The sequence below is a fragment of the Streptomyces sp. NPDC048278 genome, assembly GCF_040652195.1.
GTDB lineage: Bacteria > Actinomycetota > Actinomycetes > Streptomycetales > Streptomycetaceae > Streptomyces.
The window spans coordinates 26,672-51,466 of record NZ_JBEZLP010000054.1; the positions used below are offsets into that span (position 1 = coordinate 26,672).

Here is a 24,795-nt window from a genome sequence, read left to right on the forward strand (position 1 = left end):
CCGGCGCTTCCGGCAGAGCGCAGCGCTCAGCTCGCCGCCTTGTAGAACGCGTACGTCGCCGCGTACGGCACCGACACCTGGTCCGTGCCGGTGCAGGCGGCGGCCGGGGCCACGCCGCCCTCCGTGTCCAGACGCTGGACGTAGGTGACGCCCTCGAACGTCCCGGCGCCGCGGGTGGCCGTGGCCTTGAGGAGCAGCTCGGGGACGGCGCCGTCCTTCGCGGACGTGGCGACCGCGGAGGCGTTGACGGCGCTGCCGTCGACCGTGGAGACCCAGACCGGGCCACGGGAGTGCAGGGCGACCGGGCGGTGGGCGCGGTCCCGCTTGTCGGAGAGGGTGGCGGCCGGCTCCAGGAGCTTCCAGGCGCCGTCGGTGCAGGTGTAGGTCTGGACGCCGTGCGCGGCGTAGACGCCGGTCAGCTTGTTGCCGTCGGGGACGGCGAGCGCGGCGGGGGCGTGGACGGCGGGGAGGCGGGCGGGCTGCGCGGAGTAGGCCTGGACCGCGGTCGTACCCGCCAGCGTGGCGGCGGCCGAAGCGGCGACGGCCGTGGCGGTCAGGGCGATTCTCTTGGCGAGCTTCATGGAGTGGGCTCCAAGGATGTCGTGCGTGTTCCGGGACGGGAGAGCGGCCGGACGTCGACGATCCGGAAACCGGCCGTCCCCCTTGTCGTGTCCGGACGCTACGGATCCGCCGCCGTCCGCGGAGCCGATTGCCCGATCACTGCCCGCGCGGAACCCCACGCCGACCCCAAAGGGCACGTGAACAGCCCTGGTTGACCCCTCACCCCGGCCAGACGATCGCCTGCACCTCGCTGTAGGCGTGCAGCGCGTACGAGCCGACGTCCCGGCCCACCCCGCTCTTCTTGAACCCGCCGAACGGCGCCTCCATGTTCCGCCCGACCGTGTTGATCCCGACCCCGCCCGCCCGCAGCCGCCGTGCCACCCGGAAGGCCCGGGCCACGTCTCCCGACCAGACATAGTCGATGAGGCCGTAGTCGGAGTCGTTGGCGAGGGCGATGCCCTCCTCCTCGTCGTCGAAGGGGACCACGGAGACGACCGGGCCGAAGATCTCCTCGCGGGCCACCCGCATGTCGTTCGTGCAGTCGGCGAGGACGGTGGGGGCCAGGTAGAACCCCCGCTCCGGCGCAGGGCGTTCGCCGCCGGTGAGCACCGTCGCGCCCTCCTTCCGGCCGAGTTCGACGTACGACTCGACGCGTGCCCGGTGCTCGGCGCTGATCAGCGGCCCGACCACCGTGTCCGGCGCGGCCGGGTCGCCCACCTTGAGCCGGCCCGCGTATCCGGCCAGTCCGTCCACCAGCCGGTCGTACAGCCCGCGTTGCACCAGCACCCGGGTGGGCGCCGTGCAGATCTGCCCGCTGTAGAAGGAGAAGGTGGTGCCGATCCCGGCCACCGCCGAGGCGACGTCCGCGTCGTCGAGGACGACCGCCGCGCCCTTGCCGCCCAGCTCCATCAACTGGCGTTTCATGTCCCGCCCGCACACCTCGGCGATGCGCTGCCCGACGGCCGTGGAACCGGTGAAGCTCACCATGTCGACGTCGGCCGAGGCCACCGCGGCCTCGCCGACCCCCGTCGAACGGCCGGAGACGACGTTCACCACGCCCGGCGGGACGCCCGCCGCCTCCAGCGCATCCGCCATCCGGTAGACGGAGAGCGGGTCCTGCGGGGCCGGCTTGACCACCACCGTGTTGCCCATCGCCAGCGCGGGCGCGACCTTGCCCGCCGGGTTGGCCCACGGGTTGTTGTACGAGGTGATGCAGCTGACCACCCCGACCGGCTGGCGCACGGCGAGCGCGCCCATCACGCCGGCCCTCCCCATCGGCCCGGCCTCGTTGATCTGCGGCGGGATCGCCCACTCGGCCGGTTCGACGGTCGCGTACCGGCGGAACCGGGCGACCGCCACGCCCACCTGCATCGCCCGCGCGGTGCCGGTGGTCGCGCCCGTCTCGGCGCGGGCCAGGTCCGCGTGCTCGCCCAGCCGCGCCCGGATGATGTCGGCGGCCCGGCCGAGCACCGCCGCCCGCTCCCCGGCCGGCGTCCGCGACCAGCCGTCGAAGGCCTCCCGGGCAGCCGCGCACGCGGCCAGCACCTGGTCGCGGGAGGCCTCGGGGGCCCGGCCGACGGTCTCCTCGGTCGCCGGGTCGACGACCTCGTAGTACCCGTCGTCGGGTTCCGTCCACCGCCCCCCGACGAACAGCCGCTGCCCGTCGGCCACGTCACCCGCCCCGCTCACCGGGTGCTCACCGTCCTGGTGTCCCGCCCGGACCGCAGCACCTTCCCCGGTACGGCCCCGCTCACCACGTCGTCCCGGATGGCCTCGACGCCGTTGACCCAGACCGCGTGCACGCCGATCGCCTTCGAGTCCAGGCGCGGGCTGTCTCCCGGCAGGTCGTGCACCAGGGTGGCCTGGCCGGCGGCGATCCGTTCCGGGTCGAAGAGCACGAGGTCCGCATGCCAGCCCTCCGCGATCCGCCCCCGCTCCCGCAGCCCGAAGAGCCGGGCGGGATCGTCGGTCAGCATCTTCACGGCCTGTTCCAGGCCCAGCAGCTTCCGGCCGCGCAGGCAGTCGCCGATGAACCGGGTGGTGTACGGCGCCCCGCACATCCGGTCCAGATGCGCCCCCGCGTCCGACCCGCCGAGCAGCACGTCCTCGTGCTGCCAGGTCTCGGCGCGCAGCGCCCAGGAGGCGGGGTCGTTGTCCGTGGGCATCGGCCACAGCACGGTGCGGAGTCCGTCGGCGGCGCAGATCTCGACCAGGGTGTGGAAGGGTTCCTGGCCCCGCTCCTGCGCTATGTCACGCACCACCCGGCCCGACAGCCCGGCGTTCGCCTCGCTGTACGTGTCCCCGATGACGTACCGCCCGAAGTTCGCCAGCCGCCGGAAGACCCCGGCCTCCTTGGACTGGGCGCGCGCCAGCATCTCGGCCCGTACGTCCGGGTCGCGCAGCTTCTCGATGCGCTCCGGGACCGGCAGCCCGAGGATCGGCCCCCACCCGGGGATCAGGTTCAGCGCGCAGAAGGTGCCGAGCGACATGTTCATGGGCGTGAGGATCGGCATGGTCAGCGCCACCACCCTGCCGCCCGCCTTCCGGGCCCGTTCACTGGCCTGGAGCTGCCGCGGCACCCGCTCGGGCACGGCGGCGTCGACGGTCAGCACGTTCCAGTTCAGGGGCCGCCCGGCCGCCGCGCTCATCTCGGCGAACAGTTCGATCTCGGCGTCGCTGAACTGGTCGAGGCACCCGGCGACGATCGCCTCGATCTGCGTGCCCTCGTGCTCCCCGACGGCCCTGGACATGGCGAGCAGTTCGGCGGGCAGCGCGTGCCGGGAGGCGACCGGCTGTCCGTCCCCGTCGGAGTGGGTGCTGGACTGGGTGGTGGAGAACCCCCACGCCCCCGCGTCCATGGCCTCGTGCAACAGCCGTACGATCTCGCCCAGTTGCTGCTCACTCGGCTGCCCGCCGACCGCGTCCGCCCCCATCACGTACCGGCGCAGCGCGCAGTGCCCCACCATGAACCCGGCGTTGACGGCGATCCGCCCTTCGAGCGCGTCCAGGTACTCCCCGAACGAGTTCCAGCTCCAGGGCGCCCCTTCCTCCAGCGCGACCAGCGACATGCCCTCGACCTTGGACATCATGCGGCGGGTGTAGTCGGCGTCGGCGGGGCGTCCCGGGTTCAGGGGCGCGAGGGTGAACCCGCAGTTCCCGGCGGCGACGGTCGTGACGCCGTGGTTCAGCGAAGGGACCGCGTACGGGTCCCAGAAGAGCTGCGCGTCGTAGTGCGTGTGCGGATCGACGAACCCGGGCGCGAGGACGAGCCCCGTGGCGTCCTCGCTGGTCCGGCATTCCTCGGTGACGGTACCGATGACGGCGATACGACCGTCACGGACACCGACGTCGGCGGTGAAGGCGGGTGCGCCGGTCCCGTCGACGACCGAGGCCCCCTTGATGACGTGATCGAGCATTGGGCTCACCTCTTGGTGTGCGGCCGGACTGCTTACCTAGGGGCGCGGGGAACTGCGCGACCAGCCACAACGCACCCGCACCCCGCAACGGCGACTACGCGGCACCCCGGAACCGCGTCGTCCGGTGAACGGGATCCGTGTCGATCTTCGGAATCACGTGCTCCCCGATCAACCGGATCGTCTGCAGCGTCTCCTCCTTCGGCACCCCCACCGGCAGCCCGAAGCTCAGCTGGTCCGCCCCGGCCTGCTCCCACCGCTTGCACTGCCGCAGCACCTCGTCCGGGTCCCCGCAGATCAACAGCTCTTCTTCCACGAGGAGTTCGACGAACTCGGGGGTGTACTCCGGCAGCGTCTCCGGCCACACCGGGAACCCCTCGGGCCGCGGGAAGGTGTCGTGGTACCGGAACACCAGGGAGGGCAGATAGTGCAGCCCGCCGCTCGCCGCGATCCGGATCGCCTCGTCGTGGGTCGGCGCGCAGATCGCCGTCGTCGTCACCATCACGTTGTCGTTGACGAAGTCCCCGACCGGCTCGGCGTTCACGATCGCCGTCTTGTACTGCTCAAGCACCCACTCCATGTCGGAGACCTTCTGGATGCTGAACCCGAGCACCCCCAGCCCCTTCTTCGCCGCCATGGCGTACGACGGCGGCGACCCGGCCGCGTACCACATCGCCGGGTGCGACTTGCCGTACGGCTTCGGCAGCACCTTCCTCGGCGGCAGCTGCCAGTGCTTGCCCTGGAAGCCGACGTACTCGTCCTGGAGCCACATCTTGGGGAACTCGGCGATGGTCTCCTCCCAGATCTCCTTGGTGTAGTTCATGTCGGTCACACCAGGGATGAACCCGAGGATCTCGTGCGAGCCGGCGCCGCGCCCGCTGCCGAACTCGAAGCGGTTGCCGGTGAGATGGTCGAGCATGGCGACCTTCTCGGCGACCTTCACGGGGTGGTTGACCTGGGCGAGCGGGTTGAAGATCCCGGAGCCCAGGTGGATCCGCTCGGTCGCGTGCGCCAGATACCCCAGGTACACGTCGTTGGCGGACAGGTGGGAGTACTCGTCGAGGAAGTGGTGCTCGGAGGCCCAGGCGTACTTGAAGCCCGACTGGTCCGCCTGGATGACGTACTCGGTCTCCTCCATCAGTGCCTTGTGCTCGGCCAGCGGGTCGGTCTCGGCTCGCTTGCCCACGTATCCCTGTACAAAGAGCCCGAATTCCAAAGCGGTTCACCGTCCCAAGTCCAGGTGGTTCCCATGAGCCCTACTGAGTCCTACGACTTTCTGACGTTGCGTCAGAAAGGTCAATAGCTGACGACCCGTCAGATGACACTGACCCCCGCCAGCCATCCCCCGTCGATCACGAACGGCTGCCCGGTGATGTACGACGAGTCGTCCGAGGTCAGGAAGAGCGCCAGCCTGGCCACCTCCTCCGCCCGCCCGATCCGGCCCAGCGGCACGAGCTTGCGGTACAGCTCGTCCAGCGCACGGCTCATCTCCGCCGGGTCGGCGGCCGGGTCGAGCCGCGCCGGGTTGGACATCGCGGTGTCGATGGCGCCGGGGCAGATCGCGTTGACGCGTATCCGCCGGGCGGCGAGCTCCAGCGCGGCGACCCGGGTGAGCCCGAGCACCGCGTGCTTGGTCGCGGCGTACGTCCCCACCGCCGCCATCCCGGTCAGCGCCGTGTAGGACGCCGTGTTGACGATGGTCCCCCCGTCGTCCAGCTCGGGCGCGACCGTCTTCATGCCCAGGAAGCAGCCGACCTGGTTGACCTGCACGACCTGCATGAACTCTTCGAGAGGCGTGTCCACGAGCGCGTTGAAGCGCAGGATGCCGGCGTTGTTCACCAGCCCGTCGAGCCGGCCGTACGCCTGCTTCGCGGCGGCGACGGCGGCCTGCCACTCCGCCTCCACGCCCACGTCCAGGTGGACGTAGGCCGCCCCGATCTCCTTGGCGAGCGCCTCGCCGAGATCGTCCAGCACATCCGCCACGACGACCCGCGCACCCTCCTCCCTGAACAGCCGCGCCTCCTGCTCCCCCTGCCCGCGTGCCGCCCCGGTGACGATGACGACCCGTCCGTCCAGCTTGCCCATGCCGGTGCCTCCCTCAGGTGAGAAGGGGCGCGACATCCGCCCCGAACGCCTCTATCTGGTCGATGAGTTCGGTCCGGTTCCGGCTGCGGAACCGGACCTGGATCTGGTGCGCGCCCATCGCGCCGTACGCGCGCAGCGACTCGGCGAGGACGTCCGGGGCGCCGCGGAGGGTGCGGCGGCCGACCTCCCACTCCGGTGTGCCGACGTACAGCGGTTCGGTGATCGCGCCGACGGTGATCGGCTCGTCGACGCCCGCCTCGGCGCGCAGCCGCCGCAGCCGCTCGATCTGTGCCGGGAGCCGGTCCCTGGGGTCGCCCTGGGGCAGCCAGCCGTCGCCCTTGAGCGCGGCCCGCCGGACGGCGGCCGGCGACGATCCGCCGACCCACACCGGCACCCGCTCCTGCGCGGGCCGGGGCCGCTGCCCGAGCCCCTCGAAGTCGTAGAACTTCCCGTGGTGGGAGGGGAACTCGTCCGCCCCCAGAGCCGCCCGCAGCGCGTCGATCGCCTCGTCGAGGACCGCCCCCCGCTGCCCGAAGTCCACCCCCAGCACCTCGAACTCCTCCCGCACGTGCCCCGCGCCGACGCCGAGGATCAGCCGGCCGCCGGAGAGGTGGTCGAGGGTCGCGTACTGCTTGGCGGACAGGAGAGGGTGCCGCAGCCCGACGACGGCGACGTGGCTGAGCAGCCGTACCCGTTCGGTCACGGCGGCCAGGTGGGCGAGGGTGGCCACCGGGTCGTACCAGACCGTGCTCATGGCCCCGGCCAGCCGGTGCGGGATCGCCACGTGGTCGCAGACGGCGAGGTAGGCGAAGCCGGCACGGTCGACGGCCCGCGCGATCTCGACCAGGTCAGCGGCTCCCGCACCCGCCTCCCAGCCCTCGGCGAAAAGGGTGGACTGGGACTGGACGGGGAGCTGGATGCCGTAGCCGGTGCTCACCGCGGTCCGCCGCCCCACAGGCCGTCGGCGGTCAGGCCCAGCAGTTCGATCGCGTTCCCGCGGACGATCCGCTCGACCGCGTCCGGGGCGAGGTGGCCCATCTGGGACTCGCCGACCTCACGGGACTTCGGCCAGGTGGAGTCGGAGTGCGGGTAGTCGGTCTCGTAGAGGACGTTGCCGATGCCGATCGCGTCGAGGTTCCGCAGGCCGAAGGCGTCGTCGAAGAAGCAGCCGTAGACGTGCCCGGCGAAGAGTTCGGAGGGCGGGCGGGTGACCTTGTCGGCGACGCCGCCCCAGGCACGGTTCTCCTCCCAGACGACGTCGGCGCGCTCCAGGATGTAGGGGATCCAGCCGATCTGGCCCTCCGCGTACATCACCTTCAGGTTCGGGAAGCGCTCGAACTTGCCGCTCATCAGCCAGTCGACCATCGAGAAGCAGCAGTTGGCGAAGGTGATGGTGGAGCCCACGGCGGGCGGGGCGTCGGCGGAGGTGGAGGGCATCCTGCTGCTGGAGCCGATGTGCATGGCGACGACCGTGCCGGTCTCGTCGCAGGCGGCGAGGAAGGGGTCCCAGGCGTCCGTGTGGACGGAGGGCAGGCCCAGGTGCGGGGGTATCTCGGAGAAGGCGACGGCGCGGACGCCGCGGGCCGCGTTGCGGCGGACCTCGGCGGCGGCCAGCTCGGCGTCCCACAGCGGGATGAGGGCGAGGGGTATCTGACGGCCCTGGGCGAGCGGCCCGCACCACTCCTCCACCATCCAGTCGTTGTAGGCCCGGACGCAGAGCAGGGCCAGTTCGCGGTCCTTGGCCTCGGTGAAGGTCTGCCCGCAGAAGCGCGGGAAGGTCGGGAAGCAGAGCGCGGACTGGACGTGGTTGACGTCCATGTCGGCGAGCCGCTGCGGCACGTCGTACGAGCCCGCCCGCATCTGCTCGTACGTGATCACTTCGAGCTTGATCTCGTCGCGGGAGTAGCCGACGGCGGTGTCGAGGCGGGTGAGGGGGCGGTGCAGGTCCTCGTAGATCCACCAGTCGCCGACGGGACCGTCCTCGCCCGGCCTGCCCATGACCGGCTTGAACCGGCCGCCGAGGAAGCTCATCTCCCTGAGCGGGGCCCGGACGATGCGTGGCCCGGTGTCCAGGTACTTCTTCGGGAGGCGGGACTGCCAGACGTCCGGCGGCTCCACGGTGTGGTCGTCGACGGAGATGATCAGCGGGAAGGTGCCGTCCTGGGTGTCCATGGCGCTCACGGTAGCGCCGATCTGACGAACCGTCAGCTATGGCATGACGTATCGTCAGGCGGTGCGGGACGGGGCGGGCGCACTCCGGGTGCGCCTTCGCCGAAACCGGTGCGCCGGACGCCGGCCTGTCCGCGGAATCGTTCCGCCTGACGTCCGCCCTGCTGACGGGGGTGCCGCCGTGTGAAGACTGTGTGGACCACCGCGTGTCGCCCTGTGATCGGTGTCTCCCCAGGCTGACGCGGCCCGCCCGGACAAGGCAGACTGACGGGGTGAAGCGGGATGTCTAGGGGGACGGGCATGGACGGTGGACCGCGGGTGCCGGAGCAGCGGCGCCCCTCCTCCTCGGCGGAGGCGGCGGTGCTGCGCTTCAGCGTGCTCGGTCCGGTGCGCGCCTGGCGCGCCGAGGAACCCCTCAGCACCGGCTCCCCGCAGCAACGCGCGCTGCTCGCCGCCCTGTTGCTGCGCGAGGGCCGGACGGCGACCGCGGCCGAGCTGATCGACGCCCTGTGGGGCCCCGAGCCGCCGTCGCAGGCGCTGGCGGCGGTGCGCACCTACGCGTCCCGGCTGCGCAAGGTCCTGGACCCGGGGGTCCTGGTCAGCGAGTCCGGCGGGTACGCGGTGCGCGGGCTGGGCGAGGGGGCGCTGGACCTGGCGGTCGCGCAGGATCTTGCGGCGGCGGCGGAGAAGGCGAGGAGCGCCGGGGACCTGCACCAGGCACGGGAGGCGCTCGGCCGGGCGCTCGGCCAGTGGGACGGCGAGCCGCTGGCCGGGGTGCCGGGGCCGTACGCGGAGACCCAGCGGGTCCGCCTGGAGGAGCTGCGGCTGCAACTCCTGGAGAACCGGCTGGACATGGACCTGGAGCAGGGCTGCCACGCGGAGGCGGTCTCCGAGCTGACGGCGCTCACCGCGGCCCACCCGCTGCGCGAGCGCTTCCGCGAACTCCTCATGCTCGCCCTGTACCGCAGCGGCCGTCAGGCGGAGGCCCTCGCGGTGTACGCCGACACCCGCCGCCTGCTGGCCGAGGAGCTGGGCGTCGACCCGCGCTCCGGCCTGCGCGAACTGCAGCAGCGCATCCTCCAGGCCGACCCGGCCCTGGCGGAGCCCTCGACGCCGGCCGCGGAACCCGCCGCCGTCCCGGTCCGGCCCGCCCAACTTCCCGCCACCGTGCGCGACTTCACCGGACGCGCCGCCTTCGTCACCGAGCTGAGCGAGGTGCTGGCGTCGGCCGAGGGCCGGGTGATGGCCGTATCGGCGCTGGCGGGCATCGGGGGCGTCGGCAAGACCACCCTCGCCGTGCACGTCGCCCACCAGGCCCGGTCCGCGTTCCCGGACGGCCAGCTCTACGTCGACCTGCAGGGGGCCGGCCCCCGCGCCGCGGAGCCGGAGACGGTCCTCGGTTCCTTCCTGCGCGCCCTGGGCACCCCGGAGTCCGCCATCCCCGACTCCCTGGAGGAGCGTTCGGCGCTGTACCGCTCGGTCCTCGACGGGCGCCGGGTCCTCGTCCTCCTCGACAACGCCAAGGACGCAGCCCAGGTACGCCCCCTGCTCCCCGGCACGGAGGGCTGCGCGGCCCTGGTCACCGCCCGGGTTCGGATGGTGGACCTGGCGGGCGCGCACCTGGTGGACCTGGACGTGATGTCGCCCGACGAGGCGTTGCAGCTGTTCACGAAGATCGTGGGCGTGGAGCGGGTGGCCTCGGAGCGGGAGGCGGCCCTCGACGTGGTGGCGGCCTGCGGCTTCCTCCCGCTCGCCATCCGCATCGCCGCGTCCCGTCTCGCGGCCCGCCGCACCTGGACGGTCTCCGTGCTCGCGGCGAAGCTCGCGGACGAGCGGCGACGGCTGGACGAGCTGCAGGCCGGCGACCTGGCCGTGAAGGCCACCTTCGAGCTGGGCTACGGCCAGCTGGAGCCGGCCCAGGCCCGTGCGTTCCGGCTGCTGGGGCTCGCGGACGGGCCGGACATGTCCCTGGCCGCCGCGGCAGCCGTCCTGGACCTCCCGCAGGACAGGACCGAGGATCTCCTGGAGACCCTCGTGGACACGTCCCTCCTCGAATCGGCGGCCCCCGGCCGCTACCGCTTCCACGACCTCGTACGGCTCTACGCGCGTGCGTGCGCGGAACGCGACGAACAGCCCCCCAGCGGACGCGAGGCGGCCATGTCCCGCCTGCTGGACTTCTACCTGGCGACGGCGGCGGGCGTGTACGCGATCGAGCGGCCGGGGGACCGGACCGTGGAGCACCTGGAATCCACCGGATACCCCGGGCTGTCGTTCGCCGGCCACCGCGAGGCGCTGGACTGGCTGTACTCGGAGGCCGACTGTCTGCTGGCCTTTGCCCGGCAGTCGGTGCGCGGCGGAAGGCTGCGCGCCGCGATCGACCTGCTGTGGGCCGCCAAGGACCTCGCCGAGTCGGGGGCCAACGCACGCGAGTACGAGGTCGCGGCCACGGCGGCCCGCGACGCCGCCCGGGCGCAGGCCGACCCGCTGGCCGAGGGGCGGGCCCGGATGGCGATCACCAACGTCCACATCGTCGCCGGCCGCTTCGACCTGGCCGACGAGGAGGCCGCACAGGCCATGGAGTTGGCCAAGGTGACCGGGGATCCGCTGCCGAGCGGCGTGACACCCAACGACCGGGGGATCATCGCCCTCTACCAAGGCCGCCACCACGACGGCGAGGCGCATCTGCGCGAGGCCATCGCCAACTACCGCGCCGACGGCAACCGGCCGGGCGAGGCCAGCGCCCTGTGCAACATGTCCCGCATCCAGCTGGCCACCGGCCACGTCGCCGACGCGGTGCGGTTGGCCGGTCAGGGAGTGGCGATCTACGACGCTCTGGGGCACTCCCTCAGAGGCGCGAACGCCCGCTACGCCCTGGGACTCGCCCTGACCCAGTCCGGGCAGACGGACGAGGCCCTGAGCTGCCTGGACGACGCCCTGAGCGTCTTCCGGGAGAGCCGCCAGCGGCTCTGGGAGGGCATGGCCATCTTCCGTATGGCAGAGGTGCATCTGTGGGCGCACCGCCCCGCCCAGGCCGCCACGATGGCGGAGCAGTCCCTGTCCCTGCTGCGCGGCATCGGTGGCGAGTGGCGGCACGCGAACGTGCTGACCGTCCTGGGCCGCAGTCTGCATGACATCGGGCATTCGGACCGGGCCCGCGCCTGCTGGCATGAGGCCCTCGCGGTGTTCGAACGGCTGGGCGCCCACGAGGCCGAGGAAGTACGCACCCTTCTCGCGCCGACGACGGCCTCCTGACCAGCACCGCCGAGCGTTCATCGTTCGTTTATCGCCGCCCGGCATCCTCGACGTATCGATCCGGCGCTTCGGGGGGCAGGCGGGTCGACACGGCAGGCCCACCCATTAGGGTGACGGCCGCCGCGCCTGTCCGGCGGCACCCGGGGGAGCTGCCGGACAGGCCTTGCCGACTTCACGCAGAGGAGCACAGCCGATGAGCGACGAGAACACGAGCCAGCCGGTCGCCACGCCCGACGAGAACCACGCGACCGACATCGAGTCGGCGGTGGTGCTGGAGAACCACGCGACGGGCGCGGAGAAGGCGGTCCTGGAGGGTGCCACCGCCGACGCCGACGCCGTGGTGGTGCTGGAGAACCACGCGACCGGCGCGGAGAAGGCGCTGCTGGAGAACCACGCCACCACAGAGGCCGCGAGCTGAACCTGGTCCCGGGGGATACACCGGCCGCGGCGGCACCGAGGGGGAGTCGTCGCGGCTGAGGTGTGCTGGGGGACCGCACAGCGTCCGCGCAGGGGCTTCGTCCCGTTCGTCCCCGCGCCACCCGCGCGTCGTGGCCGGCGGCCACGCTCGGGTGTCATGGCTTCCGACCGGAACGCACCCGCCGTGGTCGTCAAGGCCGTTCGGTTCGTGCCGCTCGGCGCGCTCGCCGTGCTGCTGCTCGACTCGGCCACCGACTTCTTCCCCGACGACCCGATCGCCGGCGTCCTCACGCCGACCCGCCTCACCCTGGCCCTCGGGCTGTCGGCGCTGCTCGCGGGAGGGGCCCGGCTCCGGGACTTCCGCACCCGGCTCGACCTGCCCGTCGCCCTGCTGCTCGCCGCGTCCGTGGCGGCGACGTACGGCGGCGGGCATCCGACCGCCCCGCTGCGCGGGCTGCTGACCGTCGTCGCGACGTACTACCTCGTCGTCGGCCTGCGTCGCACCCAGCCCGAGTCCTGGCGGGCGCTCGGGCTGCTCGCCCTCGCCGGAGCGACCGCCGCGAGCACCAGCGCCTTCGCGCAGGTCACCAACGCCACCCCGACCGGCTTCTGCCGCACCGGCCTGCTCACCGACGTCGCGTGCGACGCGGGCGGCGGTGACGTGCTCATCCGGGCCACCGGCACCTTCGCCAACCCCAACCTGCTCGGCGCCTGCCTGGTGCTGCTGCTGCCGTTCGCGCTGCTGGCCGCCGTGTCGGTGGACGAGCGCACGGCCCGGACGGCGATCGTCGTCATGGTCGTCATCGGGTACGGGGCGCTGGTCACCACCTTCTCCCGCGCCGGGTACGTCGCGGGAGCCGCCGGGCTCCTCGTCCTCGGCGTCGCCTACTGGCTGGCGCCCCGGCTCGCCGACCGGGCGCAGCGGCGGCTGTACGCGGTGGCGGGCGGGCTGGGCCTGCTCGGCGCGGCCGGGGTCGTCTGGACGGTGTCGAGGGCCGGGGACTCGCTGGGCGTGCGCGGGCAGGCCTGGCGGGCCGCGCTCCAGGTGGCCCGGCGCAACCCGCTGGGGGTGGGGCTCGGGCGGTCCGGCGAGGCGATATCCGCCGCGGCCCCCGGGGACCGGGTGTTCGTGCACGCCCACAACCTGTGGCTCAACTGGCTGGTGGAGACCGGTCCCCTCGGGCTGCTGGCCGTCCTCGCGGTGACCGTCGTCGCGTGGGCGAGCGCGGGCCGGGCCGCCCGCGCCAAGTCCGTGCTCGGCACGTTCGGACTCGCCTCGCTGACCGGCTTCTTCCTCGCCGGCATGCTGGACGACCCGGCCAACCTGGACCGGATCAGCATGCTGTTCTGGCTGGTGCTGGGGGTGGTGATGGCCGAGGCGCCCGGAGGTTGGCGGCGTCGGCGCACCGTGCTGACGGACGACGACACCATGGTCCTCACCCCGGTCAGAGCACCCCGGCACAGCCCGCAGGCCGTCGCCGCCCGCACCGGCACCCGCACCCGCACCCGCACCCGCACCCGGCCCGTCTAACCGGCCCGCAACTCCCCCTTCACCACCTTCCCGCTCGCGTTCCGCGGCAGCTCCGCGACGAACTCGACCGTGCGCGGCACCTTGTAGTTGGCCATCTCGCGGCGGGCCCAGGCGATCAGGTCGTCGGCGGTCAGCACCGCTCCCTGCCGCCGTACCACGAACGCCCTGCCGACCTCGCCGAGGCGGGCGTCCGGGACGCCTACGACGGCGACGTCGGCCACCTCCGGGTGCAGGCCCAGCAGTTGCTCTATCTCCGCCGGGTAGGCGTTGAAGCCGCCGACGATGAACATGTCCTTGAGGCGGTCGGTGATGCGGAGGTTGCCCGCCGGGTCCAGGACGCCGACGTCGCCGGTGCGCAGCCAGCCGTCCGCCGTGAGCGTCTCGGCGGTCGCGGCCGGGTCCTCGAAGTAGCCGCGCATGACGTGGAAGCCGCGGACCAGGACCTCGCCGGACTCGTCCACCCGCACCTCGGTGCCGGGGATCGCCCGCCCCGACGTCGACGCGATCACCGTCGGGTCGTCGCCCCGGCGGCACATGGTGACGATCCCGCTCGCCTCGGAGAGGCCGTAGGCGGTCAGGACCGTCTGCACGCCGAGTTCGCCGCGCAGGCGCTCGACGAGGAGCAGGGGGACGACGGCCGCGCCCGTCACCACCAGCCGCAACGCCGAGAGGTCGTGCGCGTCGCGGGCCGGGTGGTCGAGGAGCGACTGGTGGAGGGTCGGCGGGCCCGGGAGGACCGACACCCGCTCCGCGGCCACGTTCGCCAGCACCGTCGCCACGTTGAACACCGGCTGCGGGATCATCGTCGCGCCGCGCATCAGACACGCGATCACCCCGGCCTTGTAGCCGAAGGTGTGGAAGAAGGGGTTGACGATCAGGTAGCGGTCGCCGGTGCGCAGGCCCGCCAGGTCGGCCCAGATCTCGTACGCCCGCAGGGTCTGCGCGTGGGTGATCATCGCGCCCTTGGGGCGGCCCGTCGTGCCCGAGGTGAAGATGATGTCGGAGAGCCGGGAGCCGTCCAACTCCGCCGACCGGCAAGTGACTTCGGCGGCTCCGACGCCCTCCCCGGCCGCCAGGAAGTCCTTCCAGGTGCGGAAGCCGACGGGGGCGTCCTCCGAGAGCACCACCACCTCCCGCAGGGCCGGCAGCCCCGGCAGCGGGCCGCTCCCGTCCCCCTCCCCCGCCGCCCTGCGCAGCGAGGCCACGTACGAGGTGCCCAGGAAGGTCCCGGTCACGAAGAGCAGCCGGGCCCCGCTCCTGTGCAGCACGTCCGCCGCCTCCGCGCCCTTGAAGCGGGTGTTCAGCGGGACCAGCACCCCGCCCGCCGACACCGCGCCGAGCGCCGCGACGATCCAGTCCAGGGAGTTGGGGGCCCAGATGCCGACGCGGTCGCCCGCCTCGACGCCGGCGGCCAGGCAGGCCGCCGCCGCCCGTTCCACCCGGGCGCCCAGTTCGGCGTACGTGATCCGGGTCCGGCCGTCCACCACCGCCTCGACGTCCGCGTACCGCTCCGCCGCCGACCGCACCAGGCCCGGAACGGTCCCCCACTCCATGTCGCCGCGCACAACCGGCCTCCCCTGACGCATAGCTGACTGACCGTCAGATTAGCTGTAGCCTGACGACCTGTCAGCAAGCCGCGAGAGCCGTGGAGGTGCGGGCACCATGACCGATCGCAGAGGTCTCCATGGCGTCAGTGGCATCAAGGACGCCACCGCCGTCGTCGGGATCGGGCAGACCCCCTTCGCCAAACGGCTCGACGAGGACGAGAGGACCCTCGCCTGCCGGGCCGTCATCGCCGCCCTCGACGACGCCGGCATCGCACCCGGCGAGGTCGACGCGCTCGCCTCCTTCACCATGGAGGAGACCGACGAGGTGGAGCTGGCCAAGGCGGTCGGCCTCGGCGACCTGACCTTCTTCAGCAAGGTGGGGTACGGCGGGGGCGGCTCCTGCGCCACGGTCGCCCACCTCGCCGCCGCGATCGCGAGCGGCCAGGCCACGGTCGGGGTCGCCTGGCGGTCCAGGAAACGCGGCTCGGGCCCCCGCCCCTGGACCAACACCGCCGTCCAGCTCCCCACCCCCGCCCAGTGGACCCGCCCCTTCGGCCTGCTCCGGCCCGCCGACGAGATAGCCATGCTCACCCGCCGCTACATGCACGAGTACGGCGCGACCCGCGACCACCTGTTCAACGTCGCCCTCGCCTGCCGCAACCGCGCCAACCAGAACCCCGCCGCCGTGATGTACGACCGGCCCCTCACCCGCGAGATGTACATGACCTCCCGGTGGATCAGCGAGCCCCTCTGCCTCTACGACAACTGCCTGGAGACGGACGGGGCGCTGGCCTGCGTGGTGGTCGGCAGGGAGCGGGCCCGGGACTGCCGGCAACGGCCCGTCTACGTCCACTCGGCCGCCCAGGGCCTGCCCGCCCAGCACCACGGCATGGTCAACTACTGGAACGACGACCCCCTCACCGGCCCCGCCTGGAGCGCCGCCCGCCACCTGTGGAAGCACGCCGACCTCACCCCCGACGACGTCGACGTCGCCCAGATCTACGACGCGTTCACCGCCCTGATCCCGCTCTCCCTGGAGGGCTACGGCTTCTGCGGGCGGGGGGAGGGCGGGGTGTTCACCGAGGGCGGCGCCCTGGAGATCGGCGGGCGGCTGCCCGTCAACACCGGCGGCGGCGGGCTCAGCGAGGCCTACGTCCACGGGTTCAACCTCATCACCGAAGGCGTCAAGCAACTGCGCGGGACCAGCACCGCCCAGGTGCCGGGCGCCGCCACCTGCCTGGTCACCGCCGGCGAGGGCGTCCCGACCTCCGCCCTCCTCCTCACCAACCGGAGCTGAGATGCTGCGACCGGTCACCGACACCGACGGCGCCCCCTTCTGGGAGTACGCGGCCCGCGGCGAACTCCGCGTCCAGGCCTGCGCCGACTGCGGCGAGCCCCGCTTCCCGCCCCGCCCCTGCTGCCCGCACTGCCAGTCCTTCGCGAGCGAGTGGCGGCCCACGAGCGGGCGGGGCCGGATCTGGTCGTACGTCGTCCCGCACCCGCCGCTGCTCCCCGAGTACGCGGCCCTGGCGCCGTACAACGTGGTGGTCGTGGAACTCGACGACGCGCCCCGGGTACGGCTGGTGGGCAACGTGGTGACCGGGGCCGGGGCGCCTCTCGACTCCCTGCCCCCGGACCGGATCCGGATCGGCGCCCGGGTGCAGGCGGTCTTCGCGGACGGGCTGCCGCAGTGGGTCCTGGAGCGGCCGTGAGCCTGCGGCTGGAGGTGGACAAGGAGAGCGGGGTCGCCGTCGTCACCCTCGACCGGCCCGAGCGGCTGAACGCCCTCGACCTCGCGACGGCCGGCGAACTCTCGGCCGCCTGGCGGGCGTTGCGCTTCGACGACGCGGTACGGGCCGTCGTGCTCACCGGGGCCGGCGGGCGCGCCTTCAGCACCGGGCTCGACCGGGACGCCGTCGTGCCGCAGCCGTCCTCGCCGTACAGCCAGGACGATCCGCTGATCGCCGTCGGGCCGAAGGCGAACGACCTGTGGAAGCCGGTGATCGCGGCGGTGGCCGGGATGGCCTGCGGAGGCGCCTTCTACCTCCTCGGCGAGTGCGACTTCGTCGTCGCCGACGAGACCGCCGCCTTCTTCGACCCGCACACCTCCTACGGCATGGTCAGCGCCTACGAGTCGGTGCTGATGGCACAGCGGATGCCGTACGGGGAGGTGGCCCGGATGGTCCTCATGGGCAACGCCGAGCGGGTCTCCGCGCGGCGGGCGTACGAGGTGGGGCTGGTGTCCGAAGTGACCCCCGCCGGGGAGGCGTTGGCGGCGGCCGTGCGGTGCGCGACCGTCATCGCCGGGTATCCGACGGAGGGGGTGCAGGGGAGCGTGCGGGCGCTGTGGGCGGCGAAGGGGGCCGACCGCGAACGGGGCTGGGCCGAGGCCCCGCACCTGATCACCCTGGGCAACCTGCCGGACGAGCGCCAGGCAGAACTCTTCGGCAACCGCACACGCACGGCGGCGCACATCCGCTGAGACCGCGGGCGGCTGCGGGTGCGTGGGGGCCGTTCGCGCAGTTCCCCGCGCCCCTGAAAGAAAAAGAAAGGGGCGTTGCAGTGCGCCCCTTCAGGGGCGCGGGGAACTGCGCGACAAGCCACGGCGCACCCGCAGCCGCCCGTCAGGCGGTCCCGGCGCTCACGGGGTGCGCGCCGTCCCCGTTCCCTTCTCCGCGTCCAGTGCGTACACGCACCGGTCCTTGCTGCACGCGTACACCACCCCGTCCCGCACCACCGGCGACCCGGTGATCTCCCCGCCGGTGGCCAGCTTCCACCGCAGCCGGCCGTCGTCGGCCTTCAGCGTGTACAGCAGGTGGTCCGTCGACCCGAAGTGGATGCGGCCCTCGGCCACCGCCGGGGCGCCCACCACGTCGCCGCCCGCCTGGAAGCGCCACTTGGGGGTGCCGGTGACCGCGTCCAGCGTGTACAGCCCCTTGCCGCTGCCGACGTGCACGTGGCCCGCGGCGACCAGGACCGGCTCGATGGACGCGCGGGCCTCCGTCGCGATGCGCCAGCGGTCGCGGCCGTCGGTGGCGTCGAGGGCGTAGACGGTGCCGAGGTAGTCGGCGAGGTAGATGCCGCCGCCGGTGACGGCGGGGCCGGTCACGTAGGCGGGCGGGGAGAGGAAGACGGCCGGCGCCTCGAAGTGCCAGCGGACCCGGCCGCTCGCGGTGTCGAGGGCGATGACCCGGGTGCCCGCGGAGGCGTACACGAAGCCGTCGTCGGCGTGGGTGAGGCGGACCGGGACGCCGCCGCAGGAGGCCGCGTCGCCGATGGGGTAGGACCAGCGTTCGTCGCCGGTACGGGCGTCGAGGGCCCGCAGGCGCGCGTCCTGCCAGACGTAGACCGTGCCGTCGTGCAGGGAGGGCCCGGACTCGGGGGCCTCGAAGTCGGTCTGGGCGCCGGCCAGCTCCCAGAGCTTCTGCCCGGTGGAGGCCTCCCAGCCCTGGACGCCGCCGCCCCGGGTGCCGGTGACGAGGGTGCCGCGGTCGGCCCTGAGGGAGTACACCCAGGCGTCGGTGGACAGCCGCCACAGGTCGCCGCCCTCGCGGGCCTCCAGGGCGAACAGGGTGGGGCCGTCGGAGGCGTGGATCCGGCCGTCGGCGACCGCCATGGACCAGGCGACGTCCCGCGTCTTGAAGCGGCGGCGGCCGGTGGCCACGTCGAGGGCGTGCACCTCGAAGGAGGTGACGTAGACGAGGTCGCCGTCGACGGACGGGGTGCCCCAGACGTCGTTGGACATCCGGAACCGCCAGGGCCGCCAGCCGGAGGCCGTCTCCGGGGGCAGGGCGGGCACCGGCGGTGCGGCGGGGTCGGCGCCGTTGACGCCGGGGTGCGGGCGGGACCAGCTGGCCACCAGGCCGGCCTCGGGCGGAGGTGCCTTCACGGCGGCGGCACGGGCGTCGGCGACGCGCGGTCCCGGGCCGATCGGCACCGGGGCGCCGGCGAGGCGGACCGGACCGGTGTCGGGAGCGCCCACCGGGACGGGGGCGGGGACCACGGGGTCGTAGGAGGGCGGCGGGGGCATCGCGAGGCGGCCCGCGCTGCGCCCGCCGGAGGGGCTCGCGGAGGGTTTGACGGCGGGGCGGCCACCGCGGCGGGACTCGATCAGCCCGACCGCCTTCTCGGGCAGCCAGGCGGACGCCGTACCGCTGTCGTCGGAGCCGGAGCCGAACAGGTGGGGGGCGAGCTGGGCCTGGAGGTCGGCCGGGTTGGGGCGGCCCGCGGCCTCCATCTGCATGCAGGACTCGATGAGCGGGCGCAGCTCGTCCGGGAGACCCTCCAGGTCCGGGCCCTCGCGGAGCAGCATGAAGACGGTCTCGACCGGGTTGGCGCCGTGGAAGGGCGGGTGGCCGGTGGCGGCGAAGACCAGCATGGAGCCGAGGGAGAAGACGTCGCTCGCGCCGGTGACGCTGCGGGAGTCCTTGGCCTGCTCGGGGGACATGTAGGCGGGCGTGCCGACCGCGACGTTGGTCATGGTCAGCCGGGTGTTCGAGACACCGGAGGCGATGCCGAAGTCGATGACCCGGGGGCCGTCCTCGACGACGAGGACGTTGGACGGCTTGAGGTCGCGGTGGACCAGTCCGGCGCCGTGGATCGACTGGAGCGCCTCGGCGACGCCCGCGGCGAGCCAGCGGACCGCCTGGGCCGGGAGCGGCCCGCAGTCGTTCACTATCTCTTCGAGCGAGGGTGCGGGCACGTACGCGGTCGCCAGCCACGGCACCGCGGCGCGCGGGTCGGCGTCGACGACGGCGGCCGTGTAGAAGCCGGAGACCGCGCGGGCCGCCTCCACCTCGCGGGTGAAGCGGACCCGGAACAGCTGGTCCTCGGCGAGCTCGGTCCGTACCGTCTTGATCGCCACGCGCCGGCCGGACGCCGAGCGCGCCAGATAGACCAGCCCCATGCCGCCGGCCCCCAGCCGTCCCAGCACCTCGAACGGCCCGATCCGCCGCGGATCGTGCTGCGTCAGCTGATCCACCACTTGCCTGCCACCTCCCCGTACGGGCCCCGTCCACCCACATATGTACGCGACCCCGTGCAGCGTCTCACCACCGCACCGCCATGGCGGCACGCACCCCGATTCTTCCTGGCCCGGGCACAGGTTGCGAACCCGGCGACGAATCGGGGTGTCCTGTGGCAAAGTGAGACATTTGTCCGCCGAGGCCCGCCTGTTTCCGGCCTCAGCGTTCCAGCAGCGCGAAGAACGCCCCTTGATTGTCGGTCACGACGGCGACTTTTCCGTACGACGTCTCGAAGGGCGGCGTCCGGACCCGGCCGCCCAGCTGCCGCACGGCCCCGGCCGCCGCCACCACGTCCCCGGTGCGGAAGTGGACGACGAACTGGGCCGGCATCCCGGCCGCGAACACCTCGGTCACCGGGGCGCGGCCGAAGTCCGGGGCGGCGCCGGAGCCGAAGAGCGCGCCGGTGAAGAGGCTGCCGTAGAAGGCGTTGGCCGCTTCCACGTCGCCGGTGTAGAGCTGCGCCCAGGCGAAGGTGCCGGGGGCGTGCCGGACGCCGAAGCCGGGGTGGCCCGCGGCCTGCCAGATGCCGAAGACGGCGCCCGTGGGATCGGCGGCCAGGGCCGCGGTGCCGAGGTCGCGGACGGGCACGGGGTCGTTGACGATCTGTCCGCCGGCGGCGACGATCCGGCGGGCGAGGTCCCGGGCGTCCGGGGTCGCGAAGTACACCGTCCAGACGGTGGGCATCCGCCCGTCGCGCTTCCGCGCCAGCCGGGCCACGGCCGCGCCGTCGAGGCGGGCCCACACCGCGCCGGGCCCGGCGTCCTCGAAGGTCCACCCGAAGAGCCCGCCGTAGAACCGCTTGCCCGCCTCGACGTCGGGGAGCTGCACGTCCACCCAGCAGGGGACGCCCTCCGCGTATCCGGATGCCCTGTTTTCGGCCATGTCGTCAAAGTAACCGCCCGGCCCGCACCGCGCAGACCAGCCGCACCGGCCCCTATACACCCGCGCACCCCATTTGCAGTCGGCCGAATCGCGCTCCGATCACCCCTCGGTAAGCTGACGGCATGACAGGACAAGTGCGTACCGTCGACGGCCGCGTGGCCGGCCGGCGTGGGCAGGCGACCCGGCAGAAGCTGCTCGACTGCCTCAGCGAGATGCTCAGCTCCTCCCCTTACCGGGACGTCAAGGTCATCGATGTCGCCCGGAAGGCGGGTACTTCGCCCGCGACCTTCTACCAGTACTTCCCGGACGTCGAGGGCGCCGTCCTGGAGATCGCCGAGCAAATGGCCACCGAGGGCGGCCAGTTGACCGAGCTGCTGGCCGGGCGCTCCTGGGTCGGCAAGGCCGGCTGGGCGACCGCGCAGGAACTCGTCGACGGTTTCCTGGAGTTCTGGCGCAGGAACGACGCGATCCTGCGCGTGGTCGACCTCGGGGCGGCCGAGGGGGACAAACGGTTCTACAAGATCCGTATGAAGATCCTGAACTCGGTGAACAACTCCCTGACCGACTCCATCACGGAGTTGCAGTCCAAGGGCAGGGTCGACAAGGACGTGAACCCGGCCGCGGTGGCCGGTTCGCTGGTCGCCATGCTCGCGGCCGTCGCCGCGCACCAGAAGGGTTTCCAGACCTGGGGCGTGAAGCAGGCCGAACTCAAGCCGAACCTCGCGCTGTTGGTGCATCTGGGCGTGACCGGGAAGAAGCCCACGAAGTAGTCGCGCCCTGGGTCCTGTCAGGCAGGCGGTGGTTCACGCGCAGCGGTGAACCACCGCCTGTCGCCCTACCCCGGCAACGGCCGGTCCCGCACCACGTGTTTCATCACCAGCGTCGAGGTGAGGCGCTGCACGCCCGGCAGGGTCGCGAGCCGCTCGTCGTAGAGCCGCTGGAAGGCGGCGAGGTCGGCGGTGGCCACCCGCAGCAGGTAGTCGGGTTCGCCGAACAGCCGCTGCGCGTCCAGCACATGGGGGATCTCCGCGAGCGCCCGCTCGAAGTCGGCGACCGTGTCCCGGTCCTCCTGCCGCATGGACACGAAGACCAGCGCCTCGAAGGTCAGCCCCACGGCGACCGGGTCCACCACCGCCCGGTACCCGCTGATCGCTCCCGACCGCTCCAGCTCGCGCAGCCGCCGGTGGCACGGCGAGACGCTCAGCCGCACCCGCCCGGCCAGCTCGGTCACGGTCAGCCGCCCGTCCTGCTGGAGCTCCGCAAGGATTTTCCGGTCCACGTCGTCCATGAGCAAGATTCTCCCCCGAAACCGCCACTCACGAGCAAATTTCGGGAACACTTTCGGGCCTCTCGCACTCTCATGTCCCTTTCCATGGACACCGGACTCCTGCTCTCCTTCCTCGCCGTCGACCTGCTGCTGGTGTGCGTACCGGGCGCCGACTGGGCGTACGTGATCGCCGCCGGGGTGCGCGACCGCTCGGTGCCGCGCGCGGTGGCCGGCCTGATCACCGGGTACGCCCTGCACACCGCGCTGGCGGTCGCGGGGCTCTCGATCCTGGTCGCCCGGTCGCCGGGGCTGCTCACGGCCCTGACCGTGGCCGGCGCCGGCTACCTGCTGTGGCTGGGCTGGGGTGTGCTGTGCCGCCCGGCGGTCCCGCAGGAGGCGGAGGAGGAGGCGGCCGGGCCGCAGAGCTTCTGGCGGGGCTCCGCGATCAGCGGCCTGAACCCGAAGGCGCTGCTGCTCTACCTCTCGGTGCTCCCCCAGTTCCTGGTCACGACGGGCGCCCACCTCCCCGTGGCCGCCCAGACCGCCGTCCTCGGCGCCCTCCACATGGCCGCCTGCGCCGCCGTCTACCTCGCCGTCGGCACCCTCTCCCGCGCCCTCCTCACCGCCCGCCCCCGCGCCGCCCGCGCAGTGACCCGCACCTCGGGCGCAGCAATGCTGGGCATCGGGGCACTACTGCTGGGGGAGCGCCTGTTCTAAGCCTGCGGCACCGTCGTGGCTGGTCGCGCAGTTCCCCGCGCCCCTTCGGGGCGCTCCAGCACGGTGACCGACTCGGCGGCCAGGTCGGCCGGCACGCTCGCCCTCGTCCGGCAGGAGGCGTCCGCACCGGGACCGGCGGCGGTGTCCGGGTAGGCGCAGATCGTGCGCGCGGTGCCGGTGCCGGCGTCCCGCTGGCCGAAGGACTCGGGGGCGCTGCCGTGCTCGGTCCACGCCTCCAGTGCGTCCAGGAGCCGGGACCGCACGTCGGTGGTGCCGGTGAGGTCCGGCTCGGTGTGGCCGACGCCCGGGAAGTAGAAGGTGCGGACGAAGGAGCGGGTGCCCTGGACGCCGTACCGGTCGAACAGGCGCTGCTGGTAGTTGTAGGAGGTGAACGGCACGATCAGGGGGTCGTCGGCCCCCACGTAGTACAGGATCCTGCCGTTGCGCTTACGGACCTCGGACAGGTCGGTGCTGTCGGTGGCGGCGGTCTTCTCGAACTTGCGGTACGACGCCTCGAAGAACTCCGGGAAGTTCTCCATGGTCAGGTTCCCGCGCCAGTCGTAGGCCGGGTCCTGCCTGAGCCAGTTGCGGAGGTAGGTCTCGATCAGCGGGCTCATGGTGTTCCCGCCGGGCAGCAGGACCGAGAAGGCGGTGCCCCGGGGGATGCCGCCCCACAGCCGGTTGCCGCGGGCGTCGCGCGGGCCGTCCCAGATGCGGTCGACGGCCTCGGCCTCCGCGGCGGTGAGGCCCTCGACCTCGCGCGCGTCGAAGGTGCAGCGGCGGGGATCGGCGACGACCCCGTCGGTGACGCCGTCCTCGGGGTCGCAGGCGGCGACGGCGGCGGCGTTCGCGGCGTCGCTCTTGGCGGGGGCCAGGCCGCCGGGGCCGAGGAGTTCGTCGACGACGACCGCGGGCCAGGCCTCGCCGATGATGAACCGGTTCCAGTTGATCGCCGGGTAGCCGAGCAGGAAGCCGTCGTACTCGTCGCCGTACCTCTGGGCCATCTCCCAGCCCTGCCGGCCGCCGGTGGAGCCGCCGACCCAGTAGTTCCGCCGGGCGGCCCGGCCGTAGTACGTCTTGGCGAGGGAGCGCGCCCAGACCGTCTGCTCGTGCAGGCTGCGGTCGATGAAGTCGTCGACCTGCCGGGTGTTCAGCCTGCCCGAGGGGGACAGCACGAAGCCGCCGCCGGCCTCGCCGCAGCCGGGCTGGGCGTTGGCCTCGCCGGTCCTCGGGTCGGTCGCGTCGCACCAGGCGGAGCTGTGGCCGGTGTCGGTGACCGAACCGACCTCGCCGCGCCGGACCGCCACGGCGAGGTCGCCGAGGTCGCCGCCGTAACCGCCGCCGCCGACGTTCAGGACCCGGCCGTTCCAGGCGCCCGTGTACGTGCCGCCGGTGCCGGCGTCGGCGGTGCTGAGCGGGAGGGTGACGCGGACGTTGACGGCACGGGCGGGCACGAGGTCGACCTGGCAGTACGCGGGGAGCGTCGCGGAGGCGGGCACGACCTCGGAGCTGATGCTCTTCACGTGCGAGCCGGCGAGCACCGTCCCCGCGAGGCCGGCGCAGCCGGGTCCGGCCGCGGCACCGGCCGGCTGCACGGCGAGCGCGGACGCCGTCACCGTCACCGCGACCGTCACGGCACTCACGAGGCGGGCCGCCGGCCGCGGTCCACGTCTGGTCATTCGTCGGCCTTTCGGAGGCGGGAATCCGCAACGCGTCATCCCAGCGTCCGTCCCCCCACCCCAACAGCACGTGTGCCGCTCCGCGCAACCCCCCACGTGAACACCTACGGCGGTACGGCCACGGTTCACCCGCGGGCAAGTGGGGGCTGATCGCGCAGTTCCCCGCGCCCCTGAAGGCAGGGACTGCCGACCGCCGTCAGCCGCGCCGCCGTCGTTGGCTGGTAGCGCAGTTCCCCGCGCCCCTAAAAACA

The 24,795-nt window shown here is 73.0% G+C and carries 20 protein-coding genes; 8 read left to right on the forward strand and 12 right to left on the reverse strand.

Annotated features, from left to right (window positions below; translation table 11 throughout):
* Positions 1–26 precede the first annotated feature (26 nt).
* The 7 genes from AB0D74_RS47325 to AB0D74_RS47355 all read right to left on the reverse strand — a co-directional run bounded on the left by AB0D74_RS47325 (position 27) and on the right by AB0D74_RS47355 (position 8,231).
* Positions 27–581 carry a DUF3455 domain-containing protein gene (locus tag AB0D74_RS47325; RefSeq protein WP_362601710.1) on the reverse strand — a complete coding sequence of 185 codons (555 nt, stop codon included), beginning with the start codon at positions 579–581 and terminating at the stop codon, positions 27–29.
* A 199-nt stretch (positions 582–780) separates the two neighbouring features.
* Positions 781–2,250, reverse strand: coding sequence for an aldehyde dehydrogenase family protein (locus AB0D74_RS47330; protein WP_362601713.1), 1,470 nt, complete (start codon positions 2,248–2,250; stop codon positions 781–783).
* The gene (locus tag AB0D74_RS47335) at positions 2,247–3,977 is read right to left on the reverse strand and encodes a D-aminoacylase (protein ID WP_362601716.1); all 1,731 of its coding nucleotides are present in this window, start codon (positions 3,975–3,977) and stop codon (positions 2,247–2,249) included. The genes AB0D74_RS47330 and AB0D74_RS47335 overlap by 4 nt, the downstream gene beginning before the upstream one ends.
* 94 nt (positions 3,978–4,071) lie before the next feature.
* Positions 4,072–5,190 (reverse strand): LLM class flavin-dependent oxidoreductase, encoded by a 1,119-nt coding sequence (locus AB0D74_RS47340; RefSeq protein WP_351484111.1) that lies wholly within the window; start codon positions 5,188–5,190, stop codon positions 4,072–4,074.
* A gap of 98 nt (positions 5,191–5,288) precedes the next feature.
* A complete protein-coding gene (locus tag AB0D74_RS47345; protein ID WP_362601720.1) occupies positions 5,289–6,059 on the reverse strand; it encodes an SDR family oxidoreductase in 771 nt (256 codons plus the stop codon).
* Positions 6,060–6,072: 13 nt separating this feature from the next.
* Positions 6,073–6,996, reverse strand: coding sequence for an LLM class F420-dependent oxidoreductase (locus AB0D74_RS47350; protein ID WP_362601723.1), 924 nt, complete (start codon positions 6,994–6,996; stop codon positions 6,073–6,075).
* Positions 6,993–8,231 (reverse strand): amidohydrolase family protein, encoded by a 1,239-nt coding sequence (locus tag AB0D74_RS47355; protein ID WP_362601726.1) that lies wholly within the window; start codon positions 8,229–8,231, stop codon positions 6,993–6,995. The genes AB0D74_RS47350 and AB0D74_RS47355 overlap by 4 nt, the downstream gene beginning before the upstream one ends.
* Before the next feature lie 297 nt (positions 8,232–8,528).
* Between AB0D74_RS47355 and AB0D74_RS47360 the strand changes: the two genes are divergently transcribed.
* The 3 genes from AB0D74_RS47360 to AB0D74_RS47370 all read left to right on the forward strand — a co-directional run bounded on the left by AB0D74_RS47360 (position 8,529) and on the right by AB0D74_RS47370 (position 13,428).
* Positions 8,529–11,480, forward strand: a complete 2,952-nt coding sequence (locus AB0D74_RS47360) for a BTAD domain-containing putative transcriptional regulator (protein ID WP_362601729.1) — start codon at positions 8,529–8,531, stop codon at positions 11,478–11,480.
* Between the two features lie 193 nt (positions 11,481–11,673).
* Positions 11,674–11,898 (forward strand): hypothetical protein, encoded by a 225-nt coding sequence (locus AB0D74_RS47365; RefSeq protein WP_362601732.1) that lies wholly within the window; start codon positions 11,674–11,676, stop codon positions 11,896–11,898.
* 156 nt (positions 11,899–12,054) lie between these two features.
* Positions 12,055–13,428 (forward strand): O-antigen ligase family protein, encoded by a 1,374-nt coding sequence (locus AB0D74_RS47370; protein WP_362601735.1) that lies wholly within the window; start codon positions 12,055–12,057, stop codon positions 13,426–13,428.
* On the opposite strand, the gene AB0D74_RS47375 is transcribed toward AB0D74_RS47370, so the two are convergent.
* On the reverse strand, positions 13,425–14,981 hold the full coding sequence (locus tag AB0D74_RS47375; protein ID WP_362601763.1) for a FadD3 family acyl-CoA ligase: 1,557 nt from the start codon (positions 14,979–14,981) through the stop codon (positions 13,425–13,427). The genes AB0D74_RS47370 and AB0D74_RS47375 overlap by 4 nt on opposite strands.
* A gap of 109 nt (positions 14,982–15,090) precedes the next feature.
* Between AB0D74_RS47375 and AB0D74_RS47380 the strand changes: the two genes are divergently transcribed.
* Genes AB0D74_RS47380 through AB0D74_RS47390 form a run of 3 tightly spaced genes read left to right on the forward strand, consistent with a single transcriptional unit; the run spans position 15,091 to position 17,457 of the window.
* Positions 15,091–16,272, forward strand: coding sequence for a lipid-transfer protein (locus AB0D74_RS47380; RefSeq protein WP_362601738.1), 1,182 nt, complete (start codon positions 15,091–15,093; stop codon positions 16,270–16,272).
* 1 nt (position 16,273) lies between these two features.
* Positions 16,274–16,687: an OB-fold domain-containing protein gene (locus AB0D74_RS47385; protein WP_362601741.1), complete on the forward strand. Its 414-nt coding sequence runs from the start codon at positions 16,274–16,276 to the stop codon at positions 16,685–16,687.
* Positions 16,684–17,457: an enoyl-CoA hydratase/isomerase family protein gene (locus AB0D74_RS47390; RefSeq protein WP_362601744.1), complete on the forward strand. Its 774-nt coding sequence runs from the start codon at positions 16,684–16,686 to the stop codon at positions 17,455–17,457. The genes AB0D74_RS47385 and AB0D74_RS47390 overlap by 4 nt, the downstream gene beginning before the upstream one ends.
* Before the next feature lie 159 nt (positions 17,458–17,616).
* On the opposite strand, the gene AB0D74_RS47395 is transcribed toward AB0D74_RS47390, so the two are convergent.
* Positions 17,617–19,959 carry a serine/threonine-protein kinase gene (locus tag AB0D74_RS47395; protein WP_362601747.1) on the reverse strand — a complete coding sequence of 781 codons (2,343 nt, stop codon included), beginning with the start codon at positions 19,957–19,959 and terminating at the stop codon, positions 17,617–17,619.
* Positions 19,960–20,158: 199 nt separating this feature from the next.
* The gene (locus AB0D74_RS47400) at positions 20,159–20,881 is read right to left on the reverse strand and encodes a VOC family protein (RefSeq protein ID WP_362601750.1); all 723 of its coding nucleotides are present in this window, start codon (positions 20,879–20,881) and stop codon (positions 20,159–20,161) included.
* Positions 20,882–21,015: 134 nt separating this feature from the next.
* Here AB0D74_RS47400 and AB0D74_RS47405 point away from each other — a divergent pair, with 134 nt between their 5' ends.
* A complete protein-coding gene (locus AB0D74_RS47405) occupies positions 21,016–21,651 on the forward strand; it encodes a TetR family transcriptional regulator (RefSeq protein WP_362601766.1) in 636 nt (211 codons plus the stop codon).
* A 65-nt stretch (positions 21,652–21,716) separates the two neighbouring features.
* On the opposite strand, the gene AB0D74_RS47410 is transcribed toward AB0D74_RS47405, so the two are convergent.
* Complete coding sequence (locus AB0D74_RS47410) at positions 21,717–22,169, reverse strand: Lrp/AsnC family transcriptional regulator (RefSeq protein WP_362601753.1); 453 nt, start codon at positions 22,167–22,169, stop codon at positions 21,717–21,719.
* Positions 22,170–22,253: 84 nt separating this feature from the next.
* Here AB0D74_RS47410 and AB0D74_RS47415 point away from each other — a divergent pair, with 84 nt between their 5' ends.
* Positions 22,254–22,865, forward strand: coding sequence for a LysE family translocator (locus tag AB0D74_RS47415; RefSeq protein WP_362601756.1), 612 nt, complete (start codon positions 22,254–22,256; stop codon positions 22,863–22,865).
* Here AB0D74_RS47415 and AB0D74_RS47420 read toward each other — a convergent pair.
* A complete protein-coding gene (locus AB0D74_RS47420; protein WP_362601759.1) occupies positions 22,862–24,544 on the reverse strand; it encodes a tannase/feruloyl esterase family alpha/beta hydrolase in 1,683 nt (560 codons plus the stop codon). The genes AB0D74_RS47415 and AB0D74_RS47420 overlap by 4 nt on opposite strands.
* Between the last annotated feature and the right edge of the window lie 251 nt (positions 24,545–24,795).